The 18,514-nt window shown below is 70.7% G+C and carries 21 protein-coding genes and 1 tRNA gene; 13 read left to right on the top strand and 9 right to left on the bottom strand.

The genetic code is table 11. From position 1 onward, the window contains the following. The first annotated feature begins 91 nt into the window (after positions 1-91). From ACFFKU_RS13955 to ACFFKU_RS13930, 6 genes are read left to right on the top strand one after another with little or no spacing between them, the layout of a single operon-like run. Positions 92-526 carry a plasmid replication, integration and excision activator gene (locus tag ACFFKU_RS13955; RefSeq protein WP_380138832.1) on the top strand — a complete coding sequence of 145 codons (435 nt, stop codon included), beginning with the start codon at positions 92-94 and terminating at the stop codon, positions 524-526. After that, entirely contained in the window at positions 526-825 is a 300-nt protein-coding gene (locus tag ACFFKU_RS13950; RefSeq protein WP_380138831.1) for a hypothetical protein, read from the top strand. The genes ACFFKU_RS13955 and ACFFKU_RS13950 overlap by 1 nt, the downstream gene beginning before the upstream one ends. After that, the gene (locus ACFFKU_RS13945; RefSeq protein WP_380138829.1) at positions 825-2,330 is read left to right on the top strand and encodes a cell division protein FtsK; all 1,506 of its coding nucleotides are present in this window, start codon (positions 825-827) and stop codon (positions 2,328-2,330) included. Before ACFFKU_RS13950 ends, ACFFKU_RS13945 begins: the two co-directional genes overlap by 1 nt. Next, a complete protein-coding gene (locus tag ACFFKU_RS13940) occupies positions 2,327-3,802 on the top strand; it encodes a replication initiator (protein WP_380138828.1) in 1,476 nt (491 codons plus the stop codon). The genes ACFFKU_RS13945 and ACFFKU_RS13940 overlap by 4 nt, the downstream gene beginning before the upstream one ends. A 33-nt stretch (positions 3,803-3,835) precedes the next feature. After that, entirely contained in the window at positions 3,836-4,036 is a 201-nt protein-coding gene (locus tag ACFFKU_RS13935; protein WP_328294390.1) for a helix-turn-helix domain-containing protein, read from the top strand. After that, positions 4,036-5,193, top strand: coding sequence for a site-specific integrase (locus ACFFKU_RS13930; protein WP_380138825.1), 1,158 nt, complete (start codon positions 4,036-4,038; stop codon positions 5,191-5,193). The genes ACFFKU_RS13935 and ACFFKU_RS13930 overlap by 1 nt, the downstream gene beginning before the upstream one ends. A gap of 77 nt (positions 5,194-5,270) precedes the next feature. Here the strand turns inward: ACFFKU_RS13930 and ACFFKU_RS13925 are convergent, their stop codons facing one another. The 4 genes from ACFFKU_RS13925 to ACFFKU_RS13910 form a co-directional block, all read right to left on the bottom strand. After that, on the bottom strand, positions 5,271-6,041 hold the full coding sequence (locus ACFFKU_RS13925; protein ID WP_380138824.1) for an ETEC_3214 domain-containing protein: 771 nt from the start codon (positions 6,039-6,041) through the stop codon (positions 5,271-5,273). Between the two features lie 241 nt (positions 6,042-6,282). After that, complete coding sequence (locus ACFFKU_RS13920) at positions 6,283-6,879, bottom strand: DUF8453 domain-containing protein (protein WP_380138822.1); 597 nt, start codon at positions 6,877-6,879, stop codon at positions 6,283-6,285. Between the two features lie 435 nt (positions 6,880-7,314). Continuing rightward, positions 7,315-7,388: transfer RNA gene (locus ACFFKU_RS13915), tRNA-Pro, on the bottom strand. Between the two features lie 108 nt (positions 7,389-7,496). Continuing rightward, positions 7,497-8,423, bottom strand: a complete 927-nt coding sequence (locus ACFFKU_RS13910) for a metallophosphoesterase (protein ID WP_380138821.1) — start codon at positions 8,421-8,423, stop codon at positions 7,497-7,499. A 72-nt stretch (positions 8,424-8,495) separates the two neighbouring features. Here ACFFKU_RS13910 and ACFFKU_RS13905 point away from each other — a divergent pair, with 72 nt between their 5' ends. Further along, positions 8,496-8,966: a GatB/YqeY domain-containing protein gene (locus ACFFKU_RS13905; RefSeq protein WP_380138819.1), complete on the top strand. Its 471-nt coding sequence runs from the start codon at positions 8,496-8,498 to the stop codon at positions 8,964-8,966. A 78-nt stretch (positions 8,967-9,044) separates the two neighbouring features. Here ACFFKU_RS13905 and ACFFKU_RS13900 read toward each other — a convergent pair whose 3' ends face one another. Beyond that, positions 9,045-11,525 (bottom strand): penicillin-binding protein, encoded by a 2,481-nt coding sequence (locus tag ACFFKU_RS13900; protein WP_380138817.1) that lies wholly within the window; start codon positions 11,523-11,525, stop codon positions 9,045-9,047. 340 nt (positions 11,526-11,865) lie between these two features. Here ACFFKU_RS13900 and ACFFKU_RS13895 point away from each other — a divergent pair, with 340 nt between their 5' ends. From ACFFKU_RS13895 to ACFFKU_RS13880, 4 genes are all read left to right on the top strand, one after another. Next, positions 11,866-12,231: a WhiB family transcriptional regulator gene (locus ACFFKU_RS13895; RefSeq protein ID WP_380138815.1), complete on the top strand. Its 366-nt coding sequence runs from the start codon at positions 11,866-11,868 to the stop codon at positions 12,229-12,231. Positions 12,232-12,304: 73 nt separating this feature from the next. Further along, positions 12,305-12,472 carry a Sp36 family protein gene (sp36, locus tag ACFFKU_RS13890; protein WP_380138813.1) on the top strand — a complete coding sequence of 56 codons (168 nt, stop codon included), beginning with the start codon at positions 12,305-12,307 and terminating at the stop codon, positions 12,470-12,472. After that, positions 12,469-12,939 carry a RidA family protein gene (locus tag ACFFKU_RS13885; protein WP_380138811.1) on the top strand — a complete coding sequence of 157 codons (471 nt, stop codon included), beginning with the start codon at positions 12,469-12,471 and terminating at the stop codon, positions 12,937-12,939. The genes sp36 and ACFFKU_RS13885 overlap by 4 nt, the downstream gene beginning before the upstream one ends. Before the next feature lie 83 nt (positions 12,940-13,022). Continuing rightward, positions 13,023-13,700, top strand: a complete 678-nt coding sequence (locus ACFFKU_RS13880) for an MBL fold metallo-hydrolase (protein WP_380138810.1) — start codon at positions 13,023-13,025, stop codon at positions 13,698-13,700. On the opposite strand, the gene ACFFKU_RS13875 is transcribed toward ACFFKU_RS13880, so the two are convergent. Next, complete coding sequence (locus ACFFKU_RS13875; RefSeq protein ID WP_380138809.1) at positions 13,676-14,149, bottom strand: DUF2231 domain-containing protein; 474 nt, start codon at positions 14,147-14,149, stop codon at positions 13,676-13,678. The two genes, ACFFKU_RS13880 and ACFFKU_RS13875, sit on opposite strands and share 25 nt — an antisense overlap. Positions 14,150-14,278: 129 nt before the next feature. Here ACFFKU_RS13875 and ACFFKU_RS13870 point away from each other — a divergent pair, with 129 nt between their 5' ends. Further along, positions 14,279-14,701, top strand: coding sequence for a BlaI/MecI/CopY family transcriptional regulator (locus tag ACFFKU_RS13870; protein WP_380138808.1), 423 nt, complete (start codon positions 14,279-14,281; stop codon positions 14,699-14,701). Between the two features lie 2 nt (positions 14,702-14,703). Further along, positions 14,704-15,690 carry a M56 family metallopeptidase gene (locus ACFFKU_RS13865; protein WP_380139345.1) on the top strand — a complete coding sequence of 329 codons (987 nt, stop codon included), beginning with the start codon at positions 14,704-14,706 and terminating at the stop codon, positions 15,688-15,690. A 7-nt stretch (positions 15,691-15,697) separates the two neighbouring features. Here ACFFKU_RS13865 and ACFFKU_RS13860 read toward each other — a convergent pair whose 3' ends face one another. From ACFFKU_RS13860 to ACFFKU_RS13850, 3 genes are all read right to left on the bottom strand, one after another. Then, positions 15,698-16,411 carry a VIT1/CCC1 transporter family protein gene (locus tag ACFFKU_RS13860; RefSeq protein WP_380138806.1) on the bottom strand — a complete coding sequence of 238 codons (714 nt, stop codon included), beginning with the start codon at positions 16,409-16,411 and terminating at the stop codon, positions 15,698-15,700. 97 nt (positions 16,412-16,508) lie between these two features. Beyond that, positions 16,509-17,159, bottom strand: a complete 651-nt coding sequence (locus ACFFKU_RS13855; protein ID WP_380138804.1) for a response regulator — start codon at positions 17,157-17,159, stop codon at positions 16,509-16,511. Then, on the bottom strand, positions 17,156-18,313 hold the full coding sequence (locus ACFFKU_RS13850; RefSeq protein WP_380139343.1) for a sensor histidine kinase: 1,158 nt from the start codon (positions 18,311-18,313) through the stop codon (positions 17,156-17,158). Before ACFFKU_RS13850 ends, ACFFKU_RS13855 begins: the two co-directional genes overlap by 4 nt. Between the last annotated feature and the right edge of the window lie 201 nt (positions 18,314-18,514).

Raw genomic sequence — 18,514 nt, 5'->3', positions numbered from 1 at the left:
GGAAGATTTTTCCGGGTTGTCCTCCGAGGACGGCCTGAGGGTCGTTGTGGGAGGCAGACGCCTCCTCCGATGAACGACTCAGGAGGACGACATGGCGATTCAGGGTGCTATCCCGTTGGGGCAGGACTTGGTGTTCCCGCACGGCGCGTACGTGGTGGGCGAGGTCGAGCAGGTCCAGGACTTCGACCGCAAGCAGGCCGGGGAGGTCGACTTCCAGTCCCGCGACAAGAACACCGGCGAACGACTCTGGGCGGTCCGCGTAGTCGACGCCGACCCCGAAGCCCGCCGCGGACAGGCCGAGGTCGTGGTCAAGGTCATGGCTGCGCACCAGCCCGTTCCCCCGGCCACCCTCCCAGGCTTGCCCTTCCGTCCCGTCGTCTTCGACGGGCTGACCGCCACTCCGTACGTGGACACGAATCGCGCCCGTCCCCGGCTGGCGTGGTCGTTGAAGGCGACGGGTATGTCCGCGCCCGGCAAGACCGCTGCGAAGGCGGACCCGAAGACCGAGACCGGGCGGGCTGCCTGATGCGCGGCGACCAGCTCCAGGCAGAGCGGAGCGAGCGGAACAGCATCACCGCGCAGCTCGGGGCGTTGTTGCGCTCCCGCCCCGGCTCGCAGACCCCGTTGCGGGAGCGGGCGGCATGGATCGAACGCAAAGCCGAGCTGTTCGGACGGCTCGCCGAGCACTACGGGCCGATCGATCCCCAGGAAGCAGCAGAGTGCCGCTACATGGCCACCGTCGCGGCGGAACAGGCCGCCCGGCTGCGCTCGGTGTCCCGCCACCCTGCAAGCCGTGCCCGGCTGCGCACGCCGGAGGTGGCGTGATGGGTGGCCGACCGCAGGGTGTCGTGACCCACCAGCCGTCCCAGCAGAGCACCGCCACCTCTGACGACTGGATCGCCGAGCTAATCGTCTCGCTGTTGTCCCTGGTCTGGTGGATGGTCAAGACGGCCGTCCAGCTCGCGTGGCACTTCCCGCTCGTCACGGCCGTCCTGGTGGCGGCCTGGTGGGCGTACACGAGCGACCACCTCCTCGTGCTCGGCATCGTCGTCGCGATCCTCGTGGTGGCGCTGGTGGTGTGGCGGCTCGCGTGGCCGGGGTCGTTCGACCGTTTGGTGGCTCAGCCCGCGTGGCGGCGCCGCAAGCGGCGGGCGATCCGCCGCAACTGGCCGGGACTGTGCGAACGGGTCGGCCTGGCGCTGGCCGTCACTGACCGTCGCTCCGGGGGGCAGCGGCAGTCGTGGACGCCGGGGCTGTCGCGGCTGCGGTGGGCCTCTCGGGAGCACCTGGTCCTGACCGGGCGGGTGCACGTCGTGGCCGGGCAGACCGTCGACGATCTCGCGTCGGCGGCGGAGACCCTGGGTGCGGCGTGCGGAGCGTGGTCGTGTCGGGTCCGCAAGACCGGTCCCCGCACCGCCCTCGTCACCTGGCTGTACGGCGACCCCCTCGCCCAGGTCGTCACCCCGCTACCCATCCCTGATGTCCTCCACGCTGCTGCCGTCCCGGTGGGTCTGCGGGAAGACGGGCAACCGTGGCTGCTCCGCCTGGCCGCCACCCACGTCCTCATCGTCGGAGTCACCGGCGCAGGGAAGGGCTCGGTGGTCTGGTCGCTGCTCGGCGGCATCGCCGGGGGCATCCGTGACGGACTGGTGCAGGTGTGGGCCGTGGACGGCAAGGCCGGGATGGAACTGCAGCCGGGCCGGGCGCTGTTCACCCGGTTCGCGACCACCGTCGAGGACGGTGTGCAGCTGCTCGAAGACGCCGCGGTCCTCATGACCGAACGGGCCGCCCGTATGGCAGGCACCTCCCGCCGTCACGAACCGAGTACCCGGGAACCGCTGCTGGTGGTGCTGGTCGACGAGGTCGCTCTCCTCACCGCCTACACCCCGGACCGGAAACTCCGTGACCGTGCGGAGAAGGCGCTGGCGGCGATCGCCACTCAGGGACGGGCACCCGGTGTCGTCCTGGTCGCGGCGTTGCAGGACCCCCGCAAGGAAGTGCTGGGTCTGAGGAACCTGTTCCCGACGAAGGTCGCAATGCGTCTGGACGAGAAGTCCCAGGTCGACATGGTCCTCGGGGAGGGGGCGCGGGAGTCCGGGGCGTTGTGCCACCAGATCCCCGATACCTCCCCCGGCGTCGCCTACGTGAAGGTCGACGGTGTCCGCGAACCGGTCCGGGTCCGTGCCGCCTACTACAACGATCAGGCCATCGGGGAACTCGCCTGCGCTTACGCGCCCAGCAGGCCGCCGGAATCCCGGCCTGTGTTCTCGGTCGTCGACAACGACGCCCACGATGACGCAAACACCTGTGGTGAGGAGGGTGCGGCATGAACAGCCTGTCTCCGAACGCGGAAGCCGAAGTCGGACGACGGCTACTGTCTCCCACCTTCGACCGATGGGCCGAACAGGCCGCGAACTGCGGGCACTGCGCCCGCCCCATCCGACTGCGGGGCCAGGCCACCACCGTCGATCGTGCCACGGGCGAAGTGCTGTCGACCTACGACTCCGCGAACGAGCCGGACGGGGTGCTGTACACCCGCTGCGGTAACCGCCGCGCCAGCGTCTGCCCGTCGTGCTCCCACGAGTACAAGGGCGACATGTGGCACCTACTCGCCGCAGGAGCTGCGGGCGGGATGAAGGGGGTTCCGGAGTCGGTGGCCACACACCCACTGGTGTTCGCGACCCTCACCGCCCCCTCCTTCGGCGCGGTACACGGTCTGCGCCGCAACGGTGGTCGTCCGAGCATGTGCCGTCCCCGGTCGACGTCCGCCGTCTGTGAGCACGGAAACCCGATTGGCTGCCGCATCGTGCACGCCGAAGGGGATCGCCGTCTGGGGCAGCCGCTGTGCCCGGAGTGCTACGACTACACCGGGCACGTGGTGTGGCAGTGGTGGTCCCCGGAGCTGTGGCGGCGGTTCACCATCGCGCTGCGCCGGGCGCTGGCTGCGCACCTGGGCCTGACGCAGACGGCAGCACACTCGCTGGTGCGGGTTTCGTTCGCGAAGGTCGCGGAGTTCCAGCGTCGCGGCGTCGTCCACTTTCACGCACTCGTCCGCCTCGACGGGCCCCCCACGGACTCAATGGAGTTCCCTCCCCCACTGGTTGGGGTGAGCGCGCAGCAGTTGTGCGAGCTGGTCCACGTCGCCGCCGCACGGGTGTGGTTCGACGCCCCCGTGACAGAAGCTCGTGGGGGACTGCGCCGGACGCGGTTCGGGACGCAGGTCGATGCCCGCGCCGTCACCACCGCAGCAACTCGCGAGGCCGGCCGCGCAGACCACCCCGACGACGGCCTGCACCCCGAGACCGTCGCGGCCTACATCGCGAAGTACGCCACGAAAGCCTGCGACGACTTCGGCCTCCCGCCTGGCCTGCGTGATGCCGACGCTGCGCGGCGGATGGGCGTTGTGGAGCACGTCTGCCGTCTGCTCGCCGAGGTGCAGTACCTCGCCCGGACCGGTGGGCCGCAGTACCTGCCGCTGGCGAAGTGGGGAGCGATGCTCGGGTTCCGCGGGCACTTCTCGACCAAATCCCGCCGCTACTCCACCACCCTGGGCCGATTGCGCTCGGCGCGGAAACGGTGGTCGGTCCAGCAGTTGCGTGACCGCCTGACGGGGCGCACGAACCCGACAGTGGACGTCGATGCGCCTGACGCCGAGGAGACGACGTTCGTCGTCAGCTCCTGGTCACTGGACGGCATCGGTTGGCTGAGCGCGGGGGACGCCGCCCTCGCCGCTACCGCCGCCGCACAAGCCCGCGAGTGGTCCGACGATCGTGCCCGCGCCCGTCGCGCCTCCCTGCTCTGACCCCTACCGCTACGACCTCGCAAAGGATTCACGATGAACCACGAGCAGCGCACCGCGCCGACCCGTCTCCTGTACCGCGTGCAGGATGCCGCCGACGCTCTGAGCCTGAGCCGCAGCGTCATCTTCGAACTCCTGCGCTCCGGCCGTCTGCGCTCGGTCCACGAGGGGCGCACCCGGCTCATCCCGTACGAGGCGCTGGTCGAGTACATCGCGTCCCTCGAGGACGCCGCCTGATGCCTACCCGTCGTGGTCGCGGTGAAGGCGGTCTGCACTGGGACGAACAGCGGCAGCGGTGGATAGCCAGCGTCAGCCTGGGCTTCACCCCCGCCGGTAAACGGATCGTCAAGCGCGGCAGCGGCAAGACGAAGACCGAAGCCCGCACCAAGCTCAAGGAGGTGCTGCGTGACCAGGACGACGGCTTGGCCATCGCCCCGAACGACTACACCGTGGCCCATGCCGTCGAGGACTGGCTCGCCTACGGCCTGCACGGGCGTTCGGAGACGACCGTCACGACGAACCGCATCCTCGCCCGGACCCACGTCCTCCCGGACATGGGGGCCCGTCGTCTCCGCGACCTCAGCGCAGAGGACGTGGACCGCTGGCTGGCCCGCAAGGCACAGACGCTCAGCACCCGCACGTTGCAGGGCATCCACTCGGTCCTGAACCGTTCGGTCAAGAGGGCGATGGCCCGGGACAAGGTGAAGCGCAACGTCGTCGCGCTGTGCAGCGTCCCGCAGGGCAAGGCCGGTCGGCCATCGAAAGCGCTCACCATGGCGCAGGCCGACGCCGTACTGCGAGCGGTGGAGTCGACCCGGCTCCGGGGCTACGTCGTGCTGTCGATGCTGACCGGAGCGCGCACCGAGGAGCTGCGCGCTCTTCGCTGGGACCACGTCGACCTCACCGGCCGTCCTGACATCCTGCCACCGGTCCCCGCCCACGTCGCGGTTTGGCGCTCCGTCCGCGCTGGCGGTGACACGAAGACCCGCAAGTCTCGACGCACCCTCGCTCTCCCTCAGCGGTGCGTCGAGGCCCTGCACGCTCAGCGGGCCCAACAGGAACAAGACCAGCGCAACGCTGGATCGCGCTGGGTCGAAACCGGCCTCGTTTTCACGTCTAAGGTCGGAACCCCGCTCGACCCTGCGCACGTCCGCCGGGACTTTCGCCACGCCATCGCCACCGCCGAGGGCGTCGACCCCGTCGAGTGGACGCCACGAGAGCTGCGGCACAGCTTTGTGTCATTGCTCTCCGATAGCGGCGTACCGCTGGAGGAGATTTCACGCTTGGTTGGACACAGCAGCACTGCGGTTACTGAACTGGTCTACAGAAAGCAGATTCGCCCTGTAGTGCAATCTGGTGCCGTGGTGATGGATCGAATCTTCGACTCAATCTAGTTCTGTCGCACGATCTGGATTGCGATCACTCGCGAGGACAGCTGCCGTCGCCGAGGAAGTGACAGCTACCCCCTACCTCAAGAATGCAGAACCCGTACGTGATCTAGGTCTGGACCAAAGGGTGGTTTATCAATGAGGTTATCTCTATCCCAACGAACGATGACTAACGTGTTTGGGCGAGCTGTGCTCCGGAACGTCCGTACTGGCGCGCTCGAAAGATCGAAGAACTGAGAGGAACCTACTTCGAGTGCAGCCAAAAGACCGCTAGCGTGTCCAAGGACGCCATGACTCGTGAGAATCGACGGCTCAGCGTGCCCAATATCGGACGTGTCGTTATAACAGAGAAGGTACTGCTGGTAGCCGCCAGGATTACCGAAATAATAGCTCTCGGCATACCGGAATCGCCTCGCCCCAATATCAACCCAGACACCGGTCGGTTCCTGATTAATCTGAAAGAAGCTGACCTCCCCGAGAGTGAACCGCAGCATACCGAGGGTCAAGTTGGTCATATCAATTCGGAACTTTCGATCCATGCTGGTTATCGCGATGCGCGACACCTCCGCCGATCCATCAACAATCAACTGCAGCCAGCAATGTTCTAAGCGATAGAGATGTTCGAGCGCGCCCGTCACTCCCTCAACAGGACGACGGAACATGGGTGGTCCTAGCAGCGTTTCCGCTCGTTGCACCGTCATCCCACATGCCAGCTTTCGCAGGAGGGCGCTCTCCGCGCGACGACTGCCCAGCGTTGACATGTATCTCGTGCGGAGCCAGTGGGACAGCCCGTACAGCGCACCGAACACGCCAGCGGCGGAAGCTCCCAGACCGACCATGTCAGAAAGGCTCATGGGGCCATGATGCCGCTTCGGGCTCACCGCGACTCGTGCGTTCCTCCAGAAACGTTCGTCATGGCGACTCAAAACAAGGTTGAAAAAACGGAAGATTACGCGACTTACGTCCCCAGATACTCCGGAGGCAATAGCTCACTCCGCGCTTATCTTGGATCAATTCTTAGGTGATGATCGATTGCTCGCACAGCTCGATTTCCAGCGAGTAGCTACCACCGGGCCATGGATACCGACTTGCAGCTCACCGCCCCTGGAGAGCTCGCACGAGCGCCTGGATAGCTGATACTTTCTGTTGCTCGATGGCAAGAAGATCGTTCGACTTACTAGGAGCAGCTGAGGTTTCTTTGAGGATGTGATCGGGATTCAACCTATACTCATCGCTGTAAGCATCCCCTTCTGGGCCAAGGTAGTCCACCTTTACGGTAATCGGCAAGAGCTCGTCGTGCCCTGCACGGATTACATTACTAAGCGTCCACCCAGGAGCCCAGGTCGTGATTGGGGCGGCATAGCGTTCGTATATCCATTTCATGACGTCAGAATTCGGCAATTCTTCGACCTGTGCTGGCGCCTTAGGATTGAAAGTCACCCGAACGTCGGAAGCTGTCGAAACGCCGAAGTTCTTCAACACCAATAGAGTAGTCCCTTGACTGAGCAGCTCACGACGCAGTTCAGCGATGATTACTGGTCGACTACGTGCCCGGCTATCATCGCGCGCGGCTCTTAGGGTATTAGCGGCGATGACAGCGGTGACAATTACGGCCACGGCCATAGCTACAGTTCCTAAAGCAGTCACGACGCCAGCGATCGACCCGAGCGCAACCCAAGAGGTGTCCGACATGGAGGACATACTAGAGACTTCGACGATCACGGGCGATGCGCGAAGCGTTGAAATTGGGGCGCTCAAAAATCTTCTCATCAGGATTTACGCATCAAGGAGAACGCTGGCTCAGTCCGCAGACGACGACGTTCCACGATGAGTCACGGCCGCACCTGTCCTTCCTGGGTTCTATGAAGACTCAGACTGGTGGGTAGCCCAGAGCCACGCAGATACTCACCTTCAGGCACGAGGTAGGCCGTCCCCCGCCTGGATACGATCTCCACAGCTGCCTGGTTGCCGTCGCCTGATCGATGAGCGCGGCGAAACGCGCAGGGGTCTGCACGGCACCGACGGCTACGACCCCTCCCATAGGTAGTCACGCAGTCAGTCACGCACATGACAAAGGCCCGGCCCCGCTCACGCGGTTCCGGGCCTCTGACCTGCGGTCTTACTGGGTCGGGGTGACAGGATTTGAACCTGCGGCCTCTTCGTCCCGAACGAAGCGCGCTACCAAGCTGCGCCACACCCCGATGTCCCTGCTCGCGCAGCGACCCGCCCAACTCTAGCGGACGGGCGGGGGTGCTCTCGACCGGGTTGCCCCCCACCCGAGCCCCACGCCGGGGCCACGGACGGCGGCGTCAGCGCCGCGCCACCAGCTCCAGCAGCGTCGCCTCGGGGTGGCAGGCGAAGCGGAGGGGGGCGTAGGGGGAGGTGCCGAGGCCGGCGGAGACGTGCAGCCAGGCGTCGTTCCCCCCGGCCGACCACCGCGACAAGCCCTTGGCCTGCTTGGCGGGGAGGTCGCAGTTGGTCACCAGCGCCCCGTAGAACGGCACGCAGAGCTGCCCGCCGTGGGTGTGGCCGGCGATGACGAGGGGGGCGCCGTCGGCGACGAAGGCGTCGAGCGTCCGGCGGTAGGGGGCGTGGGCGACGGCGATGGTCAAGTCCACGTCGGTCGCTGCGGGGGCCTGGACCTCGGCGTAGCGGTCGTAGTGGAGGTGGGGGTCGTCGACGCCGACGAACTCGATGGTCCGCCCGGCCACCTCCAGACGGGAGCGGGCGTTGTCGAGGTCGGTCCACCCGGCCCGGGTGAAGCCCTCGACCAGCTCCTCGGTCGCCAGGCGCGGGGCGGTGATCTTCTTGTTCGGCTTGCGGCGGGTCAGGTACTTGAACCAGTTGCGCGGCTGCGGGGCCCAGTAGTCGTTCGAGCCGAGCACGAACACCCCGGGGAGCTCCAGCAGCGGGGCGAAGGCGTCGAGGGCGGCGGGGATGGCGTCGACGCCGGCCAGGTTGTCACCGGTGTCCACGACGAGGTCGGGCTCGAGCTGGGCCAGGCCCTGCAGGAAGTCGATCTTGCGCCGCTGGCCGGGGAGCAGGTGCAGGTCGGAGACGTGCAGCACCCGGATCGGGGCCTGCCCGACGGGGAGCACCGGGACGATCGCGTGCCGCAGACGGAACGCGTTGCGCTCGTACAGCGACGCGTACCCCACCCCGGCCAGGCCGGCGGCCCCGGTGAGGGCGGTCGCCGTCAGCAGGGAACGGCCGAGGGAGGACGCGGAGGCGGGCACGCGGTCATCCTCCCGCACCACCCCCGCGCCGCGCGGAACAACCCCCTGGACGACACCTGGGATGCTGGGGGCATGAGCGAGACCACCCTCAAAGACACCCTGCACAGCGACCTGACCACCGCGATCAAGGCCCGGGACGAGCTGCGCTCGGCCACCCTGCGCATGGTGCTGACCGCCGTGAAGTCCGAGGAGGTCGCCGGCAAGACCGCGAAGATGCTCTCCGACGCCGAGGTCATGACCGTCCTGCAGCGTGAGGCCAAGAAGCGTGCCGAGGCGGCCGAGGCGTTCGCCGGGGCCGGGCGTGCCGAGTCCGCCGAGCGCGAGAAGGCCGAGCTCGGGGTCATCGAGACCTACCTGCCCGCCCCGCTCAGCGACGAGGAGCTGGCCGAGCTGGTCGACGAGGCCGTCCTCGCCGCCTCCGCCGAGGGCCTGACCGGCATGGGCGCGATGGGCGCGGTCATGTCCCAGCTCAAGCCGACCATCGGGGCGCGGGCCGACGGCAAGCGCCTCTCCGCCGCGGTGCGGGCCCGGCTGAACAACTGACCCGGGCGGCACACCCCTGCCACGCAGAACCGCCCCCACCCGAGAACTCGGGTGGGGGCGGTTCTGCGTCCGGGACAGTCAGCCCTGGTCGCCCTGAGCTGCCGGCGAGGCCGCGGGCTGCTCGGCCGGAGCCGAGGGGCTCGGCGCCTGGCTGGGCGTCGGGTCCTGCGTGGGCTCCGGCTGCGCGTTCGGGTCCGGACCGGCGCTGACCGTCAGCGTGATCGTCGCGCCGGCGTCGGCGGAGCGGGCGCTCTGCCCGGCGACCAGCCCCTCCCCGATCGAGTCGCTGTAGGCCCGCGAGCGGGACACCGCGACCTGGAACCCGGCCGCCTGCAGGGCGGAACGGGCGGAGGAGACGCTGCGCCCGACGACGCTCGGGACCCGCAGGCGGCCGTCGGAGTTCACCGTCTTCAAACCCTGGCTCGACCCCGGGGTGAAGTTCGCGCGCGGCAGTTCCAGGGCGTTGGAGGCCGGGCCGATCGTGTTGGTCCAGACCGGGCCGGCCAGCGTCGCCCCGAACACCCGGCCGTACCGCCGGCCGTTGATCCGCTCCCCGTTCAGCGAGTACACCTTCGAGTCGTGACCGACCCAGACCGCCGAGGCGAGCTGGGGCGTGTACGCGGCGAACCACACGTTCTGGCTGTCGTTCGTCGTCCCCGTCTTGCTGGCCACCTCCCGGCCGTTCAGTAGACCCTTGCCGGAGACGCTCGCCGCGGTCCCCGAGGTCCACCCACCCTGCAGCGCGGTCGTGACGTTGCGGGCCACGTTCACGTCGAGGACCTGCTTGCAGTCCGCGGACGGGACGGGCATCGGCTTGCCGTCGCCGTCGAGCACCTCGGCGATCGCGATCGGCTTGCAGAACGTGCCGTCGGCGGCGAAGGCCGCGTAGGCCCCGGCGACCGAGAGCGGGGTGACCAGGTTGGTCCCCAGCGTCATCGACGGGATCCGGTCGAGGTTCAGCGTCGGTTCGCCCGTGGTGTCCGCGGCGGTCGGGCGCCCCTTGTAGACCCCGAGCGACTGGGCCAGGTCGGCGATGTCGCAGAGGTCGAGCTGCTTCTCCATCGACACGAACGCGGTGTTGACCGACTTGCGGGTCGCGTCGGCCACGGTCATCACGCCCGGACCGCTGCCCTCGGAGTTCGAGTACGGGTAGTACCCGCCGCGGAGTTTCTCCCCGCACCGGGTGAAAGCGCTGAACGGGTCGTTGCCGCGGGCGGGCGCGCGGACGGTGGAGTTCAGCGACTTCCCGGACTTCAACCAGGCCGCGAGGGTGAACGCCTTGAAAGTCGACCCCTGCTGGAACCCACCGGTACCGCCCATGTCGCGGGCGACGTTGTAGTTCTGCATGGTGACGCCGACCTGGTCGTCGTCGGGCGAGAACGTCGTGTTCTGCACCATGGCCAGGATCTCGCCCGTGCCCGGCTTGACCACGGACTCCGCGGTCCGCGCGGCCTGCCCCGGGTTGATGACCGAGTTCGCCGCGTTCTGGGCGATGTCCTGCACCCGACGGTCGAGGGTGGTCCGGATCGTCAGGCCCCCGCGGCGCAGCAGCGCGAGCCGGTCGTCGGCCGTGGCCCCGAACGACGGGTCGTTCTCCACGATGCGGGTCACGTAGTCGCAGAAGTAGGCGGCGCTGGCCGCGGCGATGCAGCCCTGCTGCGAGCGGGACACGTTCAGGACGATCGGGGACGCCTTGGCCGCGTCGTGGTCGGCCTGGTTGATCACGCCGAGCTGCAGCATCCGGTCGAGGACGACGTTGCGGCGCTCGGTCGCGGCGTCGAGCTTCTTCAGCGGGTTGTAGGCGACCGGGTTCTGCACCAGCCCGGCGAGCAGGGCCGCCTCGGGCAGGGTCAGGTCCTTGGCCGACTTGGAGAAGTAGAACCGGGAGGCGGCCTCGATGCCGTAGACCCCGTTGTAGAAGTAGGCGACGTTGAGGTAGCCGTCGAGGATCTCGTCCTTCGACATCTCCTTCTCGACGCCGACCGCGAGCTTCATCTCGCGCAGCTTGCGGGCGTAGCCCTCGACGCCGCTGGCCGTCGTCGCCGCCTCCGCGGCCTCCTGGTCGCCCTGCTCCACGGCCTGCTCGACCAGGATGTTCTTCACGTACTGCTGGGTCAGCGTCGAGGCGCCCTGGGTGCCGTCGCCGCTGGAGGCGTTGTTGACGACCGCGCGGGCGATGCCGCGCAGGTCGACCGGGCCGTGCTCGTAGAAGCGGGAGTCCTCGATCGCCACGATCGCCTGCTGCATGATCGGCGCGACGTCGGCGAGCGGGACGACCACGCGGTTCTGGTCGTAGACGCGGGCCATCTCGGAGCCGTCGGCCCACAGGATGCGGGTGGCCTCGGACAAGGTGTCGTCCCCCAGGTCCGAGGGGAGCTCGTTGAAGACGCCGACACCCTCGCGGGCCGCGGCGCCGGAGGCGGCCACCCCGGGCATGACCAGGCCGGCCGCGAGGACGCCCGCCGCCGTGCTGACACCGAGGAACATCGCCAGCAGCTGGTAGACGGGTCGTCGCGACGACGACCGCGCGTCGGACTGCCGGGTGGGGGACTGCGCCATACGGTCAGGGTAAGCATGGAAGCGCTGCGGACCGTCGTCGTCGGTGAGAAGCTTCCGTGGACCTGCGCAGGATCGTGACCAATCCGCAACCCAGCGCGAGCAACCGCCCTTGATCCGGGCCTCACTAGTCCGAACGGACTAGGTCGAACGCCCCGTTGTGACTCTGGAGCCGGGCGCACCCCCCAATCTACGCTCGAAGAGCAGTCCACGAGCTGCATTCGGGGGAATTCACAGCGCCAGCCGGGCGACTGTGGAGAAATGGCTCGGCCGGTCCGGGGGGACCTGCCCGACGCTCGTCGTCGGGGGGCCCGGAGCGGCGCTGACGGGAGGGGAACCGTCGATGGTTTGGACGTTGGAATGGGCGGGGCGAGGAGCCTGCGCCACCGGTCAGGCTGCGGACGAGCTGTTCGTCCAGGGGTCGGCCCAGAACCGGGCCAAGGCGATCTGCGGTGGCTGCCCCGTGCGCACCGAGTGCCTGGCCGACGCGTTGGACAGCCGGGTCGAGTTCGGCGTCTGGGGCGGCATGACCGAACGGGAGCGGCGGGCCCTGCTCAAACGGCGCCCGAACGTGCGCAGCTGGCGGCGGCTGCTCGAAGCGGCCCGCGACGCCCACCTCGTCTCGGCCACCGCACCGGCGGGGTCGGACGGGGAGCTGGCCCAGGTGCTCGACCTGACGCTCTACGACAAGGTCCCGACCGCCGTCTGAGGCGGCGGTCCGGCCCGGGGCGTCCCGAGCGGGCGCCCGCGGCGTGCCCCCGGCCGCGCACTACGGTGCAGCCATGACGAATGGCATCACGCGCTGGGAGTACGCCACCATCCCGCTCATCGTCCACGCGACGAAGGCGATCCTCGACCAGTGGGGCTCGGACGGCTGGGAACTCGTCCAGGTCGTCACCGGGCCCGACGGCAACGGGCTGGTCGCCTACCTGAAGCGGCCCCTGTCGTGAGCACCCCCACCGAGGCGCTGGCCGCCCTGGGTCTGACGCTGCCCGACGTCGTGAAGCCGCTGGCCGCCTACACCCCCGCGACGCGCGACGGCGACCTGGTCTGGACCTCCGGTCAGCTGCCGATGCGCGACGGCTCGCTCGTCGCGACCGGCAAGGTCGGCGAGGGCGACGGGCTCGTCACGCCCGCCGAGGCCCAAGAACTGGCCCGTCTCTGCGCCCTCAACGCCCTGGCCGCGGCCGCCTCGGTCGCCGGCGGGCTCGACCGCATCCAGCGGATCGTCAAGGTCGTCGGGTTCGTCGCGAGCGACCCGGCCTTCACCGGACAGCCCGCGGTCGTCAACGGCGCCAGCACCCTGCTCGGCGAGGTCTTCGGTGACGCCGGGGTCCACGCCCGCAGCGCCGTCGGCGTCGCCGTCCTCCCCCTCGACTCCCCCGTCGAGGTGGAGATCACGGTGCGGGTGGCCTGATCGACCCCGTCCCGACGCCGGGATGGCGCGGCGGTGAGGTCACCCGCCGCGCCTCCTGCGTCCGGCAGGACAACCCCTCGCCCATGACGCTGGAGGGGACCAACACCTGGGTCCTGGGCGAGCCCGGCGCGCGCCGCGGGGTCGTGGTCGACCCGGGCGAGGACTCCCCCGCCCACCGCGCGGCGATCCGCGCCGAGCTGGACCGCCGAGCTCTGCGCTGCGCCCTCGTCGTCGTCACCCACCACCATCTGGACCACGTCGGCGGCCTCGACGCCTTCCGGGCCGAGCACGACGACGCGCCTGTGCGCCGCGAACCGGGGACGCTCACCGTCGACGGCCTCCGGATGGACGTCCTGGCCACCCCCGGCCACACCGCCGACTCGATCAGCGTCCTGCTGCCCGCCGAGGCCTCGCTGCTCACCGGTGACACCGTCCTGGGCCGGGGCAGCACCGTGCTCGCCGAACCCGACGGCGACCTCGCCGCCTACCTGGACTCCCTCGATCGGCTGCTCGCGCTCGACGCCGCCGTCCTGCTCCCCGGGCACGGACCGGCCCGGACAGACGCCCGCGCGGCCCTGACCACCCAGCGCGACCACCGCCGGGCCCGGCTCGAGCAGGTCCGGGCCGCCCGCGCGAGCGGCCTGGCGGACCTGGACGCGCTGGTCGTCGCCGTCCACGGACCGCTCGACGAACGGCTGCACCGGGCGGCGCGGGCCTCGATCCGGGCCCAGCTCGCCTACCTGGACGACGCCGACACCTGATCGGCCCACACGGCCTTCGCCCCCGAGTCGCCGACCCGGTAGACCTGCACGCCCAGTGCCACCGAGGCCACGATCGCGACGATCCCGACGACCGTGGCGCCCCGGCCGGCGGTGCGAGCCGCCCCCTCGCCGGTCGAGCGGCGCTGCAGCCACCAGATCGCCAGCGCCAGCACGGCCACCGGGATCGCGAACCAGAGCAGCTGGTCGCCCAGCTCGGCGTGCTCCCCGGGGTCGCCGACACGGTGCTCGAGCGCCTCACCGCTCTGGGTGGCGACGGGGCAGAGGACCGTGCCGACGACGGCGACGAGGGCGTTCAACCCCGCGTAGCGCGTCCGCAGGGCCGGGACCAGGGCCACCGCGATCGTCCCGAGGACGGCCAGCGGGAGCAGCACGACGACGGCGTGGACCACGAGCGGGTGCACGGGCAGGCCGTTCACGGTGTCGAGCACGGGATACCTCGATCTCTCCGGCCCGGTTCCGCGGACGGCGGAGCGGGCGCACACTGAAGCGTCGGCCGGGCTCGGTCGCGCCTACTATCGATTCGATAGTAGACACGAGGGACCAGGAGGTGCGCGGTCATGGCCAGGCGTTCTCGTGGAGTTCTCGAGGACGTCGTGGTGGACGCCGTGCGCGACGGGGTCGCCGAGACCGGGCGGTCCCTCACCGTCGCCCAGGTCCTGGACCGGATCCGACCCGACGGACAGACCTCCCCGGCCTACACGACCGTGATGACGACGCTCACCCGGTTGGCCGAGAAGGGCGTCCTGCAGCGGGAACCGCAGGGTCGCGCCTACGCCTACTCCCCCGCCGCCACCCCCGCCGAGACCTCGGCCGCGCGCACGGCCCGCAGCATGCGCCGCCTGCTCGACGCCGAGGGGCGCCGGGCCGACGTCCTCAGCCGGTTCGTCGCCGAACTCGACCCGCAGGACGAGGAACTGCTGCTTGCGGTGCTCCGGGGGACCGACCCCCCGACCAGCATCCCGACCGGCACCGGGGCGTGACGATGCTCCCCACGGTGCCCGACGCCCTCGACGTCCTGGTCCCGGCCGCCCTCGTCGCGCCGCTGGCCCTGCACGGGTTGACGCCGCGGATCGGCGAGCTGGCGCCCGGGGTCCGGGTCCGTCGGCTGAGCCTCGCGGCGGCGGCCAGCACCGCCGCCGCCCTGGTGGCCCTCGTCGTGCTGGCGGTGATCCTGCTGGCCCGGGTGCCCTGGGTCGCCGCGAACGCGTCGTGGGTGGTCGCCGCCCTCCCGGAACCCGACCTCGGCTGGGGCTGGGCGGTCCCGCTCGGGGTCGTCCTGGCCGCGCTGACGGTCGCCGCGACCCGGCACCACCTCGCCGTGCGCCGCAACCTCCGCGCGGCGACGGAACTCCTGGCCGCGCTCGGCCCGGCCGCGCCCGGAGGCCCGTGCGCCGTCCTCGACGAGGCCCGGGTGGACGCGTTCGCCGTCCCGCCGGCTCGTCGCCCCGGCGGGCGCCGCACCCCGGGCGGGATCGTGGTGAGCCGAGCCATGCTCGGAGCCCTCGACGCCGACCAGCAGGAGGCCCTGCTGGCCCACGAACAGGCCCACCTGACGCGCCGCCACCACGGCTGGATCCAGCTCGCCGAACTCAGCGCCGCGGTGAACCCGTTGGCCCGCAACGCCTCGCGAGCGGTTCGGGAGGCCGCCGAGCAGGAGGCCGACCTCGACGCCGCCGCCCGCGTGGGACGGGTGACCACGGCCCGGGCCATCGCCGCCGCGACCCTGGCCCGCACCGCCCCGCGTCCCGACCCGGGCATGCTGGCCGCGACCGGGGGCGACGTCGGGCGGCGCGTGCGGCTGCTGCTGGAACCGGCCGTCGCCCGCCCGCGGGCCGCCCGCCGGGCCGGGGCCGCACTGACGCTGCTGCTCGTGGGGGCGAGCCTCACCGCCACCGCGACGACCTACGCGGCCGTCGCCCGGCTCCAGGAGGCCCGGACGAACGTGACCGTCCCCGCGACCGGTTCCTGACGCGAGGTCAGACCCCGGTCCCGAACACCCGGCCGATGCCGTAGGTGGCGACCATCGCGACCGCGCCGCCGAGCACCGTGCGCAGCACGGCGGGGGGCAGCGGCGCCCCGCCCAGCCGGGCCCCGACCGCCCCGGTCAGCGCGAGCGCGACCAGCACGGCGAGGAAGCAGGCCACGACGGCGACGGCGTGCGGGACGAGGACGATCGCCAGGACGGGGATCAACGCCCCGAGCGTGAACGCCGCCGCCGAGGCCCAGGCGGCCTGCCAGGGGCTGACGACCTCCTCGGGGTCGATGCCGAGTTCTGCGTCGGCGTGGGCGGCGAGCGCGTCGTGCGCGGTGAGTTCCTGCGCGACCTGCCGGGCCAGGGGTTCCGACAACCCTTTCTCGACGTAGATCGCCGCGAGTTCCGCGAGCTCCTCCTCGGGCAGTTCGTGCAGTTCACGCCGTTCCTTGTCCAGCAACGCCCGTTGGGTGTCGCGCTGGGTGGAGACCGACACGTACTCCCCGGCCGCCATCGACAGGGCCCCGGCCACCAGACCCGCCGCCCCGACGGTCAGCAGGGTTCCGCGCCCGGCGTTCGCCCCGGCCACCCCGACGACCAGGGCGGCCACCGACACGATGCCGTCGTTGGCCCCGAGAACCCCGGCCCGCAACCAGTTCAGGCGTGAGGACAGGCTTCCCTGGTGCAGATCCGGTTCCCCGGCGTGGGTCTCGGCCATGTCGTTTACCCCTTCCCGTGGGCGTCCCGGTCGACCGGGACGCTGCCGGCCATGCTGCCAGGGGGCGCGAACCCCCACGGAACTGAGGCGGGCCTGCTCAGCGGCGGATGAGTCCCCGGCGGACCGCCTCCGCCACCGCGGCCGTGCGCGAGTCGACGTCGAGCTTGGTGAAGATCCGGACCAGGTGGGACTTGACCGTGCCCTCGGTCAGCACCAGCCGGGCCGCGATCGTCGAGTTCGAGAAACCCTGCGCCACCAACCCCACCACCTCGATCTCGCGCGGGGTCAGGCTCGTCCGCGGTTCGCGCATCCGGTTCAGCAGCCGGTCGGTCACCGCGGGGGCCAACGCGGACCGACCGGCGGCGGCCGCCCGGACGGCGGCGGCGAGTTCCTCGGGGGGTGCGTCCTTGAGCACGTACCCGGTCGCCCCCGCCTCGATCGCGGGGACGATGTCGGCATCGGTGTCGAACGTCGTCACCACGACCACGCGCGGAGCCCCCGGGCGGGCGGTGATCTCGGCCGTGGCCGACGTGCCGTTGCGGCCGCCCTTGAACTGAAGGTCCATCAGCACCACGTCGACGTCACCACCGGCCGCGCGGGCGACCGCCGCGTCCGCGCTCGCCGCCTCGGCGACCACGAGCAGATCGGGTTCCGTCGACAGCACGGCCCGCAACCCGGCCCGCACCACCGGGTGGTCGTCGGCCAGCAACAACCGGACGACCGGGCCCGCGAACCCGTCCGCGCTCATGCCGCCCCTCCTCGTCCGACACGTCCCAGGGGCAACCGGATCGCCAGCGCGACCCCGTGGCCGGGGGCGGCACCGACCTCGACCGACCCGCCCAGCACGACCGCCCGGTCGCGCGCCGACCGCAGCCCGAAACCCGTCCCGTCGCCCGGGTCGGCCCGCCGGGCGGACGGGTCGAAACCGACCCCGTCGTCGACCACGTCGACCGCGACCTCGTCACCGAGGAAGGAGAGGGTCACGTCGAGGTTCCGCGCCGCGGCGTGGGCCACGGTGTTGCCCACCGCCGTCTGCGCCACCCGCCAGAGCGTTGCCTCGTGGGTCGGGGGCAGGCGCACGGGTTCCCCGTCCAGGTGGAACCGGGCCCGCAAGCCGTGGCGCTGCGAGACGGTCCGGCACAACGTCGACAACGCCTCGACGAGCGTGCCCTCGGCGAGCGCGGGCGGGGTCAACCCGGCCACGAACCGGCGGGCCTCGGCCAGGTTGTCGGCCGCCGACGCCCGCGCCTGCTCGACGTGGGCGCGGGCGAGGTCGGGCGAACCCGGCAGTTCCCGTTCGGCCGCCCGCAGCAGGAGCTGGATGCTGATGAAACCCTGGGCGAGGGTGTCGTGGATCTCGCGCGCCAACCGTTCGCGTTCGGCGGCGACACCCGCGGCGTGCTGGGCCTCGGCGAGGTCCTCCTGGGTCGCCCGCAGCTGCTCGAGGAGCCGCCGGTTCGCCTCGCCCTCGCGGTAGAGGGCCCGGTACCCCTCGACCACCCCCACGGCGACGGCCGCACCCAGTAGCGGACCGGGCACCATCGCCGCCGAGAACCGCCCCTCGTGCAGGGCGAAACCGGCGACGGCCACCCCGGCGGAGACGAGGACCAGGGGGATGCCGGCCCGGCGGGGCAGCAGGTGCAGGAACAGGAACGACAACGGGAACATCAACCAGACGCCCTGGACGCTGACGGCCGTCACCAGGATCCAGGCGAGGACGAGGGTCGGCAGCCACCACCGGGCCGGGCGTCGACCGCGGCGCGAACCCGCGGCGTAGACGGCGGCGAACGCGAGCACCACGACGGTCGTGAGCCGGGCCTCGGCCGGGCGCGACCAGGGGGCCTGCACCACGGCCAGGACGAGCAGCGCGGCGACCAGCAGGTGCAGACCGGTCACGAGCATCCGCACGCCGGCCCGCGGGGCGGTGCCCGACCGGGGGTGCGGGGTGCGGTTCTCGGCGGCGGGCATGGTCCACCCATCGTAGGAAGGGCCGGACGGGTCGCGCCTGCATCTTTCGACACAACCGCGGGACCCACCCCTCATCGACGAGGTCCCCTCCCCCGGCAGACGCCGAGCGGTCCCCGGCCGGGCGAGGCTGCGGAG

This window comes from Kineococcus gynurae (assembly GCF_042433995.1).
Lineage (GTDB): Bacteria > Actinomycetota > Actinomycetes > Actinomycetales > Kineococcaceae > Kineococcus > Kineococcus gynurae.
The sequence above is the reverse complement of the archived record's forward strand: the minus strand, read 5'-3'. Positions and strand labels throughout refer to the sequence as shown.

What these genes read in the sequence shown, in the direction of transcription:
- ACFFKU_RS13955 (WP_380138832.1), top strand. Translation starts at nt 92, where the DNA reads ATGGCGATTCAGGGTGCTATCCCGTTGGGGCAGGACTTGGTGTTCCCG.
- ACFFKU_RS13950 (WP_380138831.1), top strand. Translation starts at nt 526, where the DNA reads ATGCGCGGCGACCAGCTCCAGGCAGAGCGGAGCGAGCGGAACAGCATC.
- ACFFKU_RS13945 (WP_380138829.1), top strand. Translation starts at nt 825, where the DNA reads ATGGGTGGCCGACCGCAGGGTGTCGTGACCCACCAGCCGTCCCAGCAG.
- ACFFKU_RS13940 (WP_380138828.1), top strand. Translation starts at nt 2,327, where the DNA reads ATGAACAGCCTGTCTCCGAACGCGGAAGCCGAAGTCGGACGACGGCTA.
- ACFFKU_RS13935 (WP_328294390.1), top strand. Translation starts at nt 3,836, where the DNA reads ATGAACCACGAGCAGCGCACCGCGCCGACCCGTCTCCTGTACCGCGTG.
- ACFFKU_RS13930 (WP_380138825.1), top strand. Translation starts at nt 4,036, where the DNA reads ATGCCTACCCGTCGTGGTCGCGGTGAAGGCGGTCTGCACTGGGACGAA.
- ACFFKU_RS13925 (WP_380138824.1), bottom strand. Translation starts at nt 6,041, where the DNA reads ATGAGCCTTTCTGACATGGTCGGTCTGGGAGCTTCCGCCGCTGGCGTG.
- ACFFKU_RS13920 (WP_380138822.1), bottom strand. Translation starts at nt 6,879, where the DNA reads ATGTCGGACACCTCTTGGGTTGCGCTCGGGTCGATCGCTGGCGTCGTG.
- ACFFKU_RS13905 (WP_380138819.1), top strand. Translation starts at nt 8,496, where the DNA reads ATGAGCGAGACCACCCTCAAAGACACCCTGCACAGCGACCTGACCACC.
- ACFFKU_RS13900 (WP_380138817.1), bottom strand. Translation starts at nt 11,525, where the DNA reads ATGGCGCAGTCCCCCACCCGGCAGTCCGACGCGCGGTCGTCGTCGCGA.
- ACFFKU_RS13895 (WP_380138815.1), top strand. Translation starts at nt 11,866, where the DNA reads ATGGTTTGGACGTTGGAATGGGCGGGGCGAGGAGCCTGCGCCACCGGT.
- sp36 (WP_380138813.1), top strand. Translation starts at nt 12,305, where the DNA reads ATGACGAATGGCATCACGCGCTGGGAGTACGCCACCATCCCGCTCATC.
- ACFFKU_RS13880 (WP_380138810.1), top strand. Translation starts at nt 13,023, where the DNA reads ATGACGCTGGAGGGGACCAACACCTGGGTCCTGGGCGAGCCCGGCGCG.
- ACFFKU_RS13870 (WP_380138808.1), top strand. Translation starts at nt 14,279, where the DNA reads ATGGCCAGGCGTTCTCGTGGAGTTCTCGAGGACGTCGTGGTGGACGCC.
- ACFFKU_RS13865 (WP_380139345.1), top strand. Translation starts at nt 14,704, where the DNA reads ATGCTCCCCACGGTGCCCGACGCCCTCGACGTCCTGGTCCCGGCCGCC.
- ACFFKU_RS13860 (WP_380138806.1), bottom strand. Translation starts at nt 16,411, where the DNA reads ATGGCCGAGACCCACGCCGGGGAACCGGATCTGCACCAGGGAAGCCTG.
- ACFFKU_RS13855 (WP_380138804.1), bottom strand. Translation starts at nt 17,159, where the DNA reads ATGAGCGCGGACGGGTTCGCGGGCCCGGTCGTCCGGTTGTTGCTGGCC.
- ACFFKU_RS13850 (WP_380139343.1), bottom strand. Translation starts at nt 18,313, where the DNA reads ATGCTCGTGACCGGTCTGCACCTGCTGGTCGCCGCGCTGCTCGTCCTG.